Source organism: Pectobacterium colocasium (assembly GCF_020181655.1).
GTDB classification, from domain to species: Bacteria; Pseudomonadota; Gammaproteobacteria; order Enterobacterales; family Enterobacteriaceae; genus Pectobacterium; species Pectobacterium colocasium.
Window position 1 is genome coordinate 3,344,959 of the sequence record NZ_CP084032.1, and the last position, 15,340, is coordinate 3,360,298.

The window sequence follows — 15,340 nt, forward strand, 5'->3', positions numbered from 1 at the left end:
GCGGTAGTTTTATACATCCCGTATTGATAAAAAAGCAGCACAATACCTGTAGTAAAAACCACACAATAAAACTGCCGATTTTACACGCGGGATGATTAATTAAAGACTTATGACGCCTCCACATTTATTGACTAGCAAACACAAAAAGAAACGTTATACCTACAAGGGTAAAACATGGTTTCATTAAAGCAAATTCGCACGTTTTTTTTGCGACCCGCATCAAGATTCCATCTGTGATTATTATGATTGCAATAGTTTTTAATCAAAATGGAGGAACTGTCACATAACCGAGAGATTCAGTTTTCTGGCTCTTTCTATTTTTTGCAAAATAAGGCATACGGCCCCCTCCTACTCACCCTACTTTCGTTTATGATGTGAGGCTACACAACCTAAGGTTGATAATTAAGGATTAGCACGTGGACAACGCACCGGACGCACCGACACACTCACAGCCAGCACTGCTTGCCAAATACTCAATGCCTGGGTATTTGATGATTATTTATGCTCTGCTTTTTATCGCGCTTGGCTGGTTCAGCCATCAGCGCTGGGGGAATCCTACATCTCCTACGACCGCGTTGGCGGCTCAAGCCGCGACCTTACCTGCGGCAGCAGAACAAACGCCAGCAACACCCGCGGCAACACCTCATCAAGAAGAAGCCTATGTAGATACTCCTGCACCGCCAGAGAAAAGGACCACACTGCCGTTGCCAGCCATCAGCAATGGTGAGATTCCCCCGCTGACCTACAGTGCTCACGTTTACACATCGGATGAAGCCAAGCGCAGTATCAAACTCAACGGGCTGCAATTCCATGAGGGCGATTCGCCAATAGAAGGATTGGTCATAGAACAAATCCAGCAGGATATGACCATTTTCAGCGTTGAGGGCGAGGTGTTTATTCTGGAAGCGTTGGAGGATTGGCCGGGCGGAAAATTCAACGAGAATGAACGTTCCGCCGACAATGAAAGTGGAAGCGCCGCGCCTTAACCGTGACTGCGAATGGCATCAATAAACGGCGTCAAGGTACGGTTAAATTCAGAACACTGCGTCTCTTTGGGCGTACTGTCTTTTAATAACCCTTGATACAGGCTTTCACTGCGCTGCGGTAAAGCCTGATAGCTCGCGACATTCCAGCCTCGTTGTTTCGCCACAGTCAACGCGACATTGGTAATCGTCGCATCATCGGGAAGATCGCTGCGGTTACACTTCGATTTGAGATAGCGGGTAGCCGCTACCAGCGATGACAGCTGATTCAGTTGATCGTTAGGAGACACCGTGACCGCAGAAGACTGACCTGCCACCGTTCCTTTGTGGACAGACGTTCCTGTTTGTTGGCACCCGGCCAGCACGACGCAAAGTAGCGTTAACGCAGAAAATTTAGACAGAGATAACGACATGACAAACTCATCCTGATTGAGATTAACGGTAGGCATTCTAGCAAATGATAGGCCGCTGTCACGGCATGTTTATGCGGCTCCCAGCACAGAACGGGAACCGCAGTTATCGGGAAGTCGCTATCAGGCAGCGGAACCTTTGCCTGATACCGGTTTGGTGGTCGGTAAAATACCATCGGCGCGGAACATGGTCTTAATACCGCGCACCGCCTGCCGAATACGATCCTGATTTTCAATCAAGGCAAACCGAACATGGGTATCGCCATAATCGCCAAAACCGATACCAGGGGAGACGCAAACCTTCGCTTCCGACAACAGGCGCTTGGCAAATTCCAGCGACCCCAGGTGCGCATACGCGTCAGGAATTTTCGCCCAGACATACATGGATGCTTTCGGTTCATCAACCATCCAGCCCGCTTCATGCAGACCGCGAACCAACACGTTACGGCGCTGGCGATACTGCTCGGCAATATCCAGCACGCATTGCTGATCGCCTTCCAACGCAGCGATAGCGGCAACCTGCAACGGCGTAAACGTGCCGTAATCGTGGTAGCTCTTAATCCGCGCCAGTGCGCTGACCAGTTCTGGGTTGCCGACCATAAAGCCAATACGCCAGCCCGCCATATTGTAGCTTTTTGACAGCGTGAAGAACTCGACTGCAATGTCCTTGGCACCGGGAACCTGCATGATCGACGGTGCCTTCCAGCCGTCATACACGATATCGGCATAGGCCAAATCATGGATCACCAGCACGCCGTACTGTTTCGCCAACTCCACCACGCGTTCAAAGAAATCCAGTTCGACACACTGCGCCGTCGGGTTAGACGGGAAACCGAGAATCATCATTTTCGGTTTCGGGATACTCTCGCGGATAGCGCGTTCTAATTCATTGAAGAAATCGACGCCTTCTACCAGCGGCACAGAGCGAACCTGCGCCCCGGCAATGACCGCACCATAGATATGAATCGGGTAACTGGGATTTGGCACCAGTACCGTATCACCATGATCCAACGTTGCCAGCATCAGGTGCGCCAATCCCTCTTTCGAACCAATCGTGACGATCGCTTCACTTTCAGGATCGATATCAACCTCGTAGCGATCGGCGTACCAACGGGAGATCGCACGGCGTAAGCGTGGGATACCTCGGGAGGTCGAATATCCGTGAGTATCTTCACGTTGTGCAACCGTACAGAGTTTTTCCACGATATGGGGAGGTGTCGGGCCGTCAGGATTACCCATACTAAAATCAATAATGTCTTCGCCACGACGACGGGCAGCCATTTTTAATTCAGCGGTAATATTAAATACATACGGGGGAAGACGATCGATGCGCGTAAAACGGCGCGGGGAAGTAGAATCAGCCATAACATCCTCAAAGTAACGTGAGCGCCCGGACCATCCGAGCGACGCTGTGCTGGTAAAAGCACTCTACTCAACATCCTTCACATCGCAGAAAAGTCGTTTTCGTTGAACACGGCGTTCACTGAACACAACCGTTATTAACGACAAGAGCCCATGCGACCTAAAGTATGATGAACCTATCCAAGCTATCTCAGATAATTCGCGCTGTCGATACCGTGCCGATAAATTTTTCCAGCGTCAAAAGAAGCCATATCGATTTCTTACGAAAATCGCGAAAAATGAAGAATATGTAGCAGAATAAGCATTACACTTTACGACCCGCTCAGGCCTTCCAGACAAGGCATGTAAGGCGCGAAGGTTCAAAATAGAGGCACCGAGAATAAGCTTATGATCGAGATGCGATATTTCACCGAGAGTTGGCCCATAGAGGGCGCATTTACCATCTCACGCGGCAGCAAGCGTCAGGCGGATGTCGTTGTGGTGGCTCTCCAGTCCGGTGACATGGCAGGCTACGGAGAATGTGTCCCTTATTCACGCTACGGCGAGTCCCTCGACAGCGTAATGGAGCAAATTAGCGCATTGCACGGCGACATCCGTAACGGTTTAGATCGACAGATGCTACAAACCATCCTGCCCGCAGGCGCGGCGCGCAATGCGCTGGATTGCGCATTCTGGGATCTGGAGTGTAAACAGCATCAGCAGCGCATCTGGCAACGTTTGAATCTCCCGTCGCCTATAGCGTTGGAGACAGCCTATACCCTATCTCTGGATACGCCAGAGCATATGCGGCACGCCGCGATACATCATGCCAATCGCCCTCTTCTCAAATTAAAACTGGCGGATGCAAACGATCTGGCCAGAGTGGCGGCCGTTCGCGAAGGCGCGCCATTGGCCCGCCTGATTGTCGATGCGAATGAGGGATGGGACACCGAGCGCTACCTGACGCTGGTTCCTGAACTCGCCGCACTTGGCGTAACGATGATCGAACAACCTTTCCCGGCGGGCAAAGATGATGTGCTGGCAGACCTGCCTCGCCCGATTCCCGTCTGTGCCGATGAATCCTGTCATGACAGTCAGTCGCTGGCTGCCCTAACCGGGCGCTATGACATGATCAACATCAAGCTGGATAAAACCGGCGGGCTAACGGAAGCCTTGCGCCTGCGTCACGACGCGCAGGAACAAGGCTTAAAAATTATGGTTGGCTGCATGGTGAGTACATCGCTCTCAATGGCACCCGCCTTTGTCGTGGCGCAGGGTGCCGCCGTAGTCGATTTGGACGGTCCGCTGCTTTTGCAACGCGATCGCGCTAACGGACTGCACTATAACGGTAGCGAAATATTACCGCCCGACGCATTATTGTGGGGATAACGCGCGTTAACCTGCATTGAGCAACTATTAAGGAGTGTTGTGATGCAACGTCTTGTTTATGTTGATGGACAGTATCTGGAAGAAAATGAAGCAAAAATCTCTGTATTTGACCGTGGTTTCCTGTTTGCCGATGCCGTCTATGAAGTGACAGCGGTCATTGATGGCAAACTGGTTGATTTCCCCGATCATATCACTCGCTTGCAACGCTCCTGCCGCGAACTCTCACTCACGTTGCCTGTGACTGCTGAGGCACTCAAAGACATTCACGATGAGTTGATCCGTAAAAATGACCTGCAAGAAGGCGCGATCTATTTACAGCTTAGTCGCGGTAATGCTGGCGATCGTGATTTCTATTTCCCTTCTGCTGACGTCAAATCCACGCTGGTGTTATTCACTCAGGCACGTTCGCTGGTCGGTAATCCTAAAGCTACAACCGGCCTGCATGTTGTCACTACCGAGGATATTCGCTGGCATCGCCGGGATATCAAAACCGTCAGCCTGCTCGCCGCCAGCCTGGCAAAAGAGTACGCCCATGCCAATCAGGCCGATGACGCCTTCTTTGTCGAGGAGGGGTTCATTACCGAAGGCAGTTCCTGCAACTGTTATATCGTCCTGCATGACAACACAGTTGTGACGCGCCCACTCAGCAACGATATTTTGCACGGTATTACCCGTCAGTCGCTGCTCAAGCTGGCAGAAAAGGATGGCATTACGCTGGAAGAACGGTGCTTTACACCGGAAGAGGCTTATCACGCCAAAGAGATTTTTGTCAGCTCGGCCACCATGCTAGTCCTCCCCGTCGTGATGCTGGATGGAAAAACGATCGGTGATGGCAAGCCCGGAAAAATCACTCAGCGGTTGCGTGAAATCTATCTTGATATGATTAAACAACAGGGAAAATAGCCGCGCGTCACATCCTGCAAGCACGGCTTTCGATCTTCATCCGTTACCCGTTCAATGCCGGATAACGGATGACTAAGCGCACTACTTATCGTCACCCGAAATGCTGTCAGGCAGCGCAAACCCCGAGTTTTCCAGCACCATCTTCTGCGGTACGGCGAGCGGAATATTAGATTCCCGCAGCCGCTTGATGATTGCAAACAACAGATCGCTCTTCGCTTCCGATACCATTCTCGGGCTGCTGACATAGCCCGTTACGCTCAGCACCATGCCCGTTGGGTTCAACTGACTGAACTTCACTGACGGTGCTGGTGATTCCAGAATCGCATCGTGGTTGATATAAGCATCCAGTAGCAGCGCCCGGACCTCTTCAGGATCGATATCCAGCGGGAACGTCAACGCCAGCGTGGCAACCCCAAACGGATTCCCCATCGTAATATTGCGCACATTCTGTGAAATAAATTGAGAGTTCGGCACGATCACCGTCGAACGGTCACCCAGTTGGATTTCCGTTGCACGCACGTTAATCCGCCGGATATCCCCTTCAACCCCGCTGATGCTGACCGAGTCCCCTACTTTCACCGGGCGCTCCGTCAACAAAATCAGGCCGGAGATAAAGTTCTTCACTATCTCCTGTAAACCAAAACCAATACCCACCGACAGCGCACTGACAATCCATGCCAGCTTGTTCCATTCAATCCCCAATGTCGCCAACGTCAGCAGGATAATCAGGATGTAGCCGATGTTGCTGAACAGCGTCACCAACGACGCTCGGATTCCGCGCTCTAACGTCGTTTTCGGAAGGAATTCATCTTCCAACCAGCGTTTTGAGGAGCGTAAAACATACACCCCCACGACCAGAAAGAGCACAGCATTGACCAGATGTGCAGGCACGATGCTCAGCGTTTCCAGCCCTTTTCCGCCCCAGATTTCAACGGCTTTTTGCACCAGTTCCAGAGGCGTAGTGGTACCAAACGTGCCGTTAAGTAAGGCAACCGCTGCCATTAAGATTAAAAGCACTTTGCCGCTGGCCGACAGAATCAAGGTGGCCTGAGCCAGATGGCGGTCGTCCAGATTGAGCGAATTTTTCATCCGCTTGCCGCTGGCATTGTTAGGGGAAAAGAGGCTTTCGCAGATATCGGTAATAAACGTTGAGAACAAATACAGGCAGGAGAACACCATGCCAATCCACACCAGCTCGAACGCCAGAAAACGGGCCAGTGAGATATAACCGATAACCAGCGACACCAAAATCGAGAACGATGTCGCTAATACCGCAAGATGAATCACGCCGGATAACGTCGAACGGGCTTCCGGCTGCTCCCCTGAATGCACCATCTGCCGACGAATCTGATCGCTTTTCAGCGTTATCGTCCCTGCGGTGAACGCGAGGAACACCGCAGATAAGCCGTTCACCATAATAGTTGCCGCGACCGATGTACCCACCGTCGCGGTCACTTGTTCAATAAAACCAAAGATCAGAATAATGCCTGCGGCAACCACAGGAAACGGCTTCATGGCTTTTGCGACGGGGTTAGCAATCGCAGGCAAACGCCAGGAAGGACGCTGATTCGAAAGAAACGCTCGCCCTAACCCTGCCACCATCGAGCAGAAAATGGCCTGTTTCACCAGCGCATCAAGGAACGACACGACGCGTTCAGAAGCCTCGCCGTGGCGCGTAAACGTAAAGTCGATCAGATTTACCGCAATACCGATCGTGACCACGGTTGAAATAACCGACGCTATGGCTAAAAAACTCCGCCGCAGACGCCCTTCCGGTAGCCAGTGAATTCCCGCCCAGGCCAGATATTTTTCCAAATACCGGCGCCCTGCCGAACTCATAACTATGGCGATCAAAATCAGGAATGCAGAACCGTAACGCCAGTCAGGTTCCCAGGCGACACTAAAGGCATCACTGATCTGATCCTGAAACGCACTCAGGCGACGAACATCTTCAGCCTGCGGAGTCACAACCGGCGACCAGAAGCGCCCACCCAGAATACTGCCGGAATTCAATGCCAGTTGTGTTTTCAGCGCATTACGGCGCAGAGTAACAATTTGTGCTGACAAGTTAGTCGCGCTGGTGCGTAGAGCCTGAATCTGCTCGATCTGCGCATCCATTTTTGCTTTTTGCGCATTCAGGCTATTGCGCTTACGCGTCACTTCACTGGTTTCATTAATACTGGAGCCTGGCTCCGGCGCTGGCCCTAAAACGTCCAACTGAGCCTGAATTTGAGCGCGCTGTGGTGCCACCGCATTAGCAAGCTCATTGGCACTATTTACCAATTCCTGCGTGGTGTCATTCAACGCACCAAATTTGCTGTCGCTATTGGTGCCTGAAACCTGCTGCTTGATGTTATCTAACTGTTTTTGCAGCTTGACCAACTCGGTATCAACATTGATTTGTACTAGCGCATCGGTCTGCACAGGCTGTGGGTCAGGATCAGAATCCGCACTCGCCGCCGATGCATACCCAACAGGCAGCATCAACATTGCCAGCAAACAAACACGCAAGAATGCGGATGAAAGAATGTTCATAAATCAGAAGGTTCCAAAGTTCGACAAAATAGCGGATCCACAAATGACCGAGCGGTAAACCCGATACGTGAAAGCAGCCCACACCCATCCAAAACCCAACGAATGCGGACATAGTGTACCAACAGCGTAGGGTGCAGAATACGTCCGATCATAACTTGAAAAGAATTACTGAACGCATCCAGCAGATAAAACTGAAATTTTCACTGCTCTATGTCATTCATGTGGATGACGCTCGCAATTGTGCAAAAAAGTCACATCAGGAAAAGCGACATTCGCCAAAGTTGTACAGGGATTCACCGTATAGCGTAAATCCAGCGCCAACCCGTTGACTCATTGGGACGTGTGGGTATAATCCAGCCCACTGTTGTGACAAGCAGCAGCCACTTCTTTCGCGCAATGCGCCCTTAGCTCAGTTGGATAGAGCAACGGCCTTCTAAGCCGTAGGTCACAGGTTCGAATCCTGTAGGGCGTACCATTTTAAGTTCTCCCAGACTCTACCGAATTCAACAAAACCCCGTTATATTCATTGATACCACTAGGATTTTCTGTCGCTGAGCTCCACCGAGGTCAACCCAGCATACCGGAAATCAAGTCGATGTTGGGGGCCTCTATGGGGGCTCTTCTTGTTCAATGACTATTAGGGGCCCCCACGATGCCACTTAATGCTCGACAGATAGAAACCGCCAAGCCACAAGATAAAGAATACAAACTCACTGACGGCGCAGGCCTTTATCTTCTGATAAAGCCGAACGGAGCCAAATACTGGCGTTTGAAATACCGCGTTGCAGGCAAAGAGAAAAAATTATCTATCGGCGTTTATCCTGATATCTCGCTGGCAGAAGCGAGACTAAAACGGGAAGAGGCTCGCAAAATCGTCGCCTCAGGCGGCGATCCTAGTGAACAAAAGCAGGTCGAAAGACAGGCCAAGAAAATCAATATCGATAACACTTTCAAAGCCATCGCTCTCGAATGGCATGAATACAAACGCCCTAACTGGTCGAAGGGTTACGCTGAAGACCTGATGGAAGCGTTTGAGAATGACATCTTCCCTGATATCGGCAAACGCCCTATTGCAGAGATTAAGCCGCTGGAAATGCTAACCTCGCTGCGCAAACTGGAAAAACGTGGCGTACTCGACAAATTGCGTAAAATCCGCCAAGCCTGTAATCAGGTGTTCCGCTACGCCATTGTCACTGGCAGAGCGGAAAACAATCCAGCATCAGAATTGGCAAGCGCCCTTCCCCCACCAAAGGCTACGCACTACCCTCACCTGCTACCTGATGAACTGCCGGATTTTCTACGTGCTTTATCAACTTATTCGGGGAGTAAGATCACGCAACTGGCAACACGTATCCTGATGCTTACCGGCGTTCGTACTATCGAATTACGACAAGCAGAATGGAAAGAGTTTGATTTTGAAAAAGGGCTCTGGGAAATACCGAAAGAACGCATGAAAATGCGCCGCCCTCACCTCGTGCCCCTTTCCGATCAAGTGATCGATGCGCTGCAACGGCTCTATGCCGTTACTGGACGCTATAATCTGGTTTTCCCTGGACGTAACGACATCACCAAACCGATGAGTGAAGCCAGTATTAATCAGGTACTGAAACGGATTGGTTATCATGGCAAAGCAACAGGACACGGCTTTCGCCACACAATGAGCACCATACTGCACGAACAAGGCTATAACACTGCCTGGATCGAATTGCAGCTTGCTCATGTCGATAAGAACACGATTCGTGGCACTTATAACCATGCGCAGTATTTGGAGCAGCGAAGGGGTATGTTGCAGTGGTATGGGGATTTTATTGATGGGCTGGAGCATGAGGATGTGAAGAAGGTTGTGGTGATGGGGAAACGGAAGTAGGCAGGAAAACATTTAGCAGAAAGGATATCCAAGTATATTTTTTAGCATAAGAATATAAATAGCCATCCTCATAGCTAGATGGCTATTTAATTTTTCAAATTGTATGTATACCCGCTTTAGTTCTACGTAATTTTTCAAGGACACACATGAGAGCAATCTCTTATTTTATAAAAAAATTAGCTACTTAAATAAACGGTCGCGATCAACATTCAATTTCAACTTACATCTGTTGGTTATGCGTTCGTAATGTCATGATGCCCCATTTTCAATAATCTAAAATCGATATTTCAAGGCAGTTTCCCTTATCCTTCTGGCAAGATTTTGCGGGAATGCTCTATTTCAAATCCATCTGGTACAGGTTTAAAGGGTTTACCTGGAGAACGATAGCTACTTTGAAATTGTCGTAAAGAATGTACGTCAATCTCACCAATTACACAGTAATCGGTAATACCGCCTTTGACTCGCAGTACATCACGCTTCCAGCTATCTTTGAAGGGGCCCCGGATGCGGCTATCGCCATATTGGCGGTCATTACATTGGATAATATAAGCATGGATATCCAGCGCAGCAGATTCAACCAAAGCATTTAAAGTTTCAGTATCCTGATTCCACTCTGGCACAAACAGCGCATCAATATTGCCACGTAGCGCTGCGCGATGACTAATATTGGTCAACTCACTACAAATCAACAAGGAAAAACGAAAATCACCGTGTTGAATGATGGGAGGCGTTGTCCACCTCTTTTCTGGTTTCATTTCCAGCCCTGCTAGTCGTTGTAATTCCTGTTCTTCATGCAATGCTGGGCGTTGTTTGTCCTGACGGTAAATCATTAGTGAAGGAAAACCCAACCCATCATGAGACAAGGAAGCCCATACCTGATTGCGCACCCGTGCTTTACTGGCATGTAAATATTCAATACCGGTGACAAGTGAAATCCCCCGACCTTGTAACTTACGGGCAATCCTAATAAACCAGTGCGCAGGGAGTGAGAGCTCCGGCAGAATTAAGTAACGACTGTTATGCGGTTGGGCTATAACACCATCAAGCAAGCGACATAATCGAGTGTAACGGTTGGCATCCGGATCGGCTGAACGCATGACCGCCGCAGTCCAGCTTGCCATTGAGGTTTTCCAGCTAGCGACGGCAACCCCATATTTTCCAGAAGATTGGCCGTCAGGAATTTGCAATACGCCTTGTTTATCGACGCAAGGTGTTTTATTACCGAGGACAAAACCACGAACTGCGAGAACAACAGCCCGCATTTCTTGTCGAGCTGAGTTTGTATAAGCCTCATTGCTTAGGATAAAGAGTTCCGGCAGGCTGAAAGGCCGTGTAGCAAATAATAGTCCATGTGGTAGGATTTTAAATTTACACCATTTCGCTACTATCTGATTACCAAAAACGACATCATCAAGCAGTAATTCTGAAGCTTCCGCACAGTGGGCTACTGTTTTCGGAGCGGGTATGCCCCGTTGTGCAATCATCTCTTTTGGCAGACCGATAAAGCGGAATGGCATATGTGCTAAATCGAACGAGAATAATCTCGCTTGCTGTTCTTGGTAGCCCTTTAATGAAAAATCACGCCCTATATATTCTATGTCTAGCCCAAACCGGCTGTGCCAATTTTTCAAATGGTCATTCCAGGTTTGCTTACCTACCTTGGAAATACGCGGAGGAAATGCTGCAACGATAGCTTCAAGCACACTGCTGAATAGCTGAGCCCTCCATTTGCCAATAATATCTTCTTCAGAAGGAAGGTTATCATCAGGGCAAGCCTTGATCTTAAGGAGGCATTTTTCTCGTACTTCAATGCAAATATTCTCGAGCGCGAGGATAAGCTTTCTCAACTCAAAAAAGTCCTCACATGCCGTGGCAAGTCGGATCACTCGGGGTAGGTAGACCGATAAATCAAAAAATTGTGGCAGAACTACCACATGATCAATAAATGCTCGGAAAAAAGCCTGGCGATGGCCTTTCCATGTTTCCGGTTGCAGGTCACGCTCATAGGCTTCAAAGTCGCGTAGTTTGATGGCAAAACCAGCCCTACGCATAGTCAGTGCATCTGCTTTACGCAAATTGTCAGCGACTTCGCCATTACTTTGAGTTGCAGCAAGCAAATCAGTACCAACATTGTTGGAGGAATGCGGTAACCGAGGCATGGCTCGCCACTCGCTGGCTCGTTCATAAATCTGATGAGCAATAGCTTCCACCAAGGTTTTGCCTGGATCACCAGCCAAGATAAACACTTTATTCTTCGCATTTGCAAAACGTATCTGGCTGTCATTCAGATAGGTTGGTTGAAAACTGATCTGTTTGTTTTCCTCGCCCTTCACCCAGTCCAGTTTGCCGGAAGAACGAGCGAGCAACCATTGCCACAGATCTGCCATGGAATGGAAATTTGCACCATTTTCCATGACCAGCATGATGTCATCAACATACCGCCCGTAATAGATAGGTGCGACTTGTTGCTCAATAACGCGATCCAGCTCGATCAGAGCTATGTTAGCGACAACAGCTGAAGCAGGGAGACCTACTGGTAATCCTTTCTTCAACGGCGTCTCCATTGCCCATGCTTTTAACGCATTAATAAATAAACGATTAAGTTTGCTTTGCTCAGCAGTGAGTTCCAACTCCAAAATATCTTTGACGAAGGTCGGATCAAGCATAAAACTGGGATTCAGTTCGTGATAAAAAGAACTAACATCAGCAGTGAGTGCTACGATTCTTTTGCTGTCACTTAGCGCGCTCCGCATGGCGTTAATGCCATTGTCACGCCAATCACGAAAAGGTTTGAGATAAGGTTGAAAAGAACCAATTGAAAGTGAATTGATGTTCTTTCCATCGAGAGTACGGCGCAGGCGGTTACCGTAAGCACAGGTAGATAATTTGGCATCAAAAAGATGTCCGACTTCCAACATCCAGAGAGTCGAGAGAACATGAAAATCCAGGCTGCATTGAGCCATTACTCGAAACTCGGCTTTGATTTTTTTTTGCTCGTTTTTCTTAGCAATTGAGTTGCAAGCATACGTCCACTTTTCAGCAGGTGAAGAAAATATGAGGCCGTTAGCTTGCGGCTCGCGCTGCTGTTCCCAGCAAGTCATGTCTACAGATTTGGTGGCCAGAAACCAGTTTCCAATAAACTCATTCTCTTCCACCCATGATTCGTCGTCTCCCTGTATCTTTCCCAGCAGATCCGTCAAATTCGAGTGGAGGGATTCTTCGTATTCCGCAATTGCTTCCAGTGAAACATGGGATGAATAGTACAGATCGACTTTCGCTTTGCGGTAGGCCAGGCCAAGGTCTTCAAGGCTAATAATCATGCCATTCCTCTTTAAAAATAACTACATTGTCAGCTTCTAAATTACCGTCAGCCAGTTGGAAACAACCGCTTTGATTGGCGAGAATGTAACTGTTTCAATAAACCGAACCATTCACTTTTAGACGTCTCCTGACTGACGTACTCATTTCTTGTTTGTCGGGAAAATCATCACCTGAGCATTACAATTCCGCATCCCAATTTCTGAAATAACGCTTTAATTTCTCTACCGTGTGTCGCCACTTCGGCGCGGTAGGCTTGCAGACCGTATTTTGGTTGCCGAAAAAACCGACTTCGTTCACCGCTTCTTGCTCACTGCGGGTTTCCAGCCATTTTACGGGGACAAAATACTCGGATTTATCGGGATCATCCGCATTCAGACGATAGAGATCGCGATACTTCAGCACATCCATCGCCAGCTTTTCGCCGTCGTCAGTGTTGATGGTGAAGCTACTGGCAGGCTCAACTGCCCCCTGCACAATACCGACGCCAACGTAGCCCTTCGCTGGGATTTTTACCCACACTCGGTTGCCAGGCTGAAGCTGTTTTAACGTCTGGCTATACCAGCTTCCGCCGCCCGCACTGATAAAATTGTAGTGTCGCGCCTCTTCCCAGTTGCGGCTTTGCATGTCGCCAAACGAGACATAAAACTCCCCGTACCAAGGTTCCTTTGCGTTAGCACTGGTGGCTGTGGCCTGTGCGGCATTGGTTTGTGTCTCACTCGGGTCGATAAGCCACGTGCGGCTTAAGAACTGCTCATCACCGTGCTGGAATACCTTAAAGAACAGCACGTTAATCGAAATACCATTTTTGCTCAGATAATCGACGATGCGTTCGGTGGACGGATCCAGCTCAGCCGCCACAATGATGATTTGGTGCGACTGGTTGAGTGACTCCTCTTCCAGTTCGGAATTAAAACGTCGCTTGAACGCCTCACCGAGATTCCCACCACCGGAGAATTTTTCATAAATCTGCGACAGGCGCTCGGCGGTTAAGTCATCCACCCAGGAGGCGTAATCCAGCGCCTGCGCCACCACTTCACGCGGCGTGCGATCACGCTTGAGTTCAATCAGGATCAGCGAGGCATCCGGTGCGATTGCCAGCAGGTCGATACGCCCGCTGTCGAGCGTATTGACCTCCTCACCAATCATCATCCACTGGTCGGACAGTATGGACGAATCTTGAATAATCATCTTCTGCAACAGTTTTTCAGTGGCGAGTTTGCTGATGGTCAGTGGCTGTGGATTCTCTCCCACCCGCCAGATAGCATGATGAACTGGCATCGTCTGTTCCTTAGTTTAGTGCTGCGTCGGTAAGTGCATCCGCTAGGTGGAGTTGGGTTTGCTGGGCGGATTGCAGGCGGGATTTGAGAGACTCGCAGAAACCCAAAAGAATACTAGTTTTTTCTACTATCACCTTCTGCATTGATAAAGGCGGAAAGGCTAATTTTAAATTTGATAGTTCAGATGAATTAATATTCTTAGAGCCTATCCCAATAGGAATTGTTAGAATATAAGTAACTGAGAATTTTTGAGGACGTAGCATGACTGGCAGCAAGTGGCGGATTAGTGATGAACTCTGGGAAAAAATAGCGCCGCTTATTCCTGAACATAAAACTAACCATCCACTGGGAACGCACCGAAAACGGGTTGATGACCGAGTGGCTATGGACGCCATTTTCTTTGTTCTTCGCACCGGATGCCAATGGAACGCACTGAATTAAACGGGGATCTGTTCATCAAGTTCTGTACACCGCCGCTTTCAGGAATGGCGCGCAGCGGGGGTTTTTGAGCGTTTCTGGCAGAGCGGATTGATGACCAGCGAGCAACTGAAAGCCATCGACTGGTCATGGTTGTCGATGGACGGCTGTATGACAAAATCCCCGCTGGCAGGCTCAAAAAAACAGGCCGGAACCCCACGGACCGGGGGAAACAGGGGGTAAAGCGTAGCCTGATGACCGATGCGAACGGGCTGCCGCTCTCAGTGGTTGTCGCAGGGGCAAATACTCACGATATCAGGTTAGTCACAGAGACCCTTGATGCGCTTCAGACGGGGAGGCCGGGCAGAAGGCTGAATATCTGTCTGGATAAGGGGTATGACGCGGAATGGCTGGAAAGTGAACTGAAAAATCGGCGTTATGAACCGCATATCCAGTCGCGTAAAGAAGAATCCGATGCCAGCAAAGAGAATATGAATGACAAAGCCCGTCGGTGGGTAGTGGAGAGGACGCACAGCTGGATGAACCGCTTCCGTCGGCTTCTGACTCGTTGGGAGAAAAAAGTCGAAAACGATGAGGCGATGCTGCATTTTTCCTGCGGCATTATTGTCTGGAATAAAATCCTATTGGGATAGGCTCTTAACACCCGTAGTTGTTCTGATTGGCTTTTCGATTTGATCTCGAATAAAAATCGCCTTCATCATTAATGATATATATTCAGCACACACAAAATCATTGTACATTCTTGCGCGAATTAAATAACCGGCATAAGCATGGTTAATTAAAGTTCGTCGAAGTAAAGTACACTGACCAACAATACTAAGACTTCCATTTGATCGAATAAAAATCAAATCGTCCTTTTCTAGTGATAACTCTCTC

Annotated in this window: 9 protein-coding genes, 1 tRNA gene and 1 pseudogene; 6 read left to right on the plus strand and 5 right to left on the minus strand. The window is 49.1% G+C overall.

The features are described from left to right. Positions 1–416 precede the first annotated feature (416 nt). The gene (gene gspB / locus LCF41_RS15215) at positions 417–986 is read left to right on the plus strand and encodes a type II secretion system assembly factor GspB (protein ID WP_225085318.1); all 570 of its coding nucleotides are present in this window, start codon (positions 417–419) and stop codon (positions 984–986) included. On the opposite strand, the gene gspS is transcribed toward gspB, so the two are convergent. Beyond that, positions 983–1,396: a type II secretion system pilot lipoprotein GspS gene (gspS, locus tag LCF41_RS15220; protein WP_225085319.1), complete on the minus strand. Its 414-nt coding sequence runs from the start codon at positions 1,394–1,396 to the stop codon at positions 983–985. The genes gspB and gspS overlap by 4 nt on opposite strands. A gap of 120 nt (positions 1,397–1,516) precedes the next feature. Continuing rightward, on the minus strand, positions 1,517–2,758 hold the full coding sequence (gene alaC, locus LCF41_RS15225) for an alanine transaminase (protein ID WP_015841055.1): 1,242 nt from the start codon (positions 2,756–2,758) through the stop codon (positions 1,517–1,519). 384 nt (positions 2,759–3,142) lie between these two features. Here alaC and dgcA point away from each other — a divergent pair, with 384 nt between their 5' ends. Together dgcA and LCF41_RS15235 are read left to right on the plus strand one after the other, a co-directional pair. Then, positions 3,143–4,123 carry an N-acetyl-D-Glu racemase DgcA gene (gene dgcA, locus LCF41_RS15230; protein ID WP_225085320.1) on the plus strand — a complete coding sequence of 327 codons (981 nt, stop codon included), beginning with the start codon at positions 3,143–3,145 and terminating at the stop codon, positions 4,121–4,123. Positions 4,124–4,165: 42 nt separating this feature from the next. Continuing rightward, positions 4,166–5,026 carry a D-amino-acid transaminase gene (locus LCF41_RS15235; RefSeq protein ID WP_225085321.1) on the plus strand — a complete coding sequence of 287 codons (861 nt, stop codon included), beginning with the start codon at positions 4,166–4,168 and terminating at the stop codon, positions 5,024–5,026. Between the two features lie 81 nt (positions 5,027–5,107). On the opposite strand, the gene LCF41_RS15240 is transcribed toward LCF41_RS15235, so the two are convergent. Beyond that, a complete protein-coding gene (locus LCF41_RS15240; protein ID WP_225085322.1) occupies positions 5,108–7,561 on the minus strand; it encodes a DUF3772 domain-containing protein in 2,454 nt (817 codons plus the stop codon). A gap of 398 nt (positions 7,562–7,959) precedes the next feature. Here LCF41_RS15240 and LCF41_RS15245 point away from each other — a divergent pair. Continuing rightward, positions 7,960–8,036 (plus strand) — tRNA-Arg (locus LCF41_RS15245). Between the two features lie 177 nt (positions 8,037–8,213). Beyond that, positions 8,214–9,428 carry a tyrosine-type recombinase/integrase gene (locus LCF41_RS15250; RefSeq protein WP_225085323.1) on the plus strand — a complete coding sequence of 405 codons (1,215 nt, stop codon included), beginning with the start codon at positions 8,214–8,216 and terminating at the stop codon, positions 9,426–9,428. Positions 9,429–9,730: 302 nt separating this feature from the next. Here LCF41_RS15250 and LCF41_RS15255 read toward each other — a convergent pair whose 3' ends face one another. Both LCF41_RS15255 and LCF41_RS15260 read right to left on the minus strand, forming a co-directional pair. After that, positions 9,731–12,748, minus strand: a complete 3,018-nt coding sequence (locus LCF41_RS15255) for a reverse transcriptase domain-containing protein (protein WP_225085324.1) — start codon at positions 12,746–12,748, stop codon at positions 9,731–9,733. Between the two features lie 178 nt (positions 12,749–12,926). Continuing rightward, positions 12,927–14,027, minus strand: coding sequence for a DUF8606 domain-containing protein (locus LCF41_RS15260; protein ID WP_180741861.1), 1,101 nt, complete (start codon positions 14,025–14,027; stop codon positions 12,927–12,929). Between the two features lie 260 nt (positions 14,028–14,287). On the opposite strand from LCF41_RS15260, the pseudogene LCF41_RS15265 reads away from it, so the two are divergent. Then, positions 14,288–15,096, plus strand: a pseudogene (locus tag LCF41_RS15265) (IS5 family transposase). Positions 15,097–15,340 lie beyond the last annotated feature (244 nt).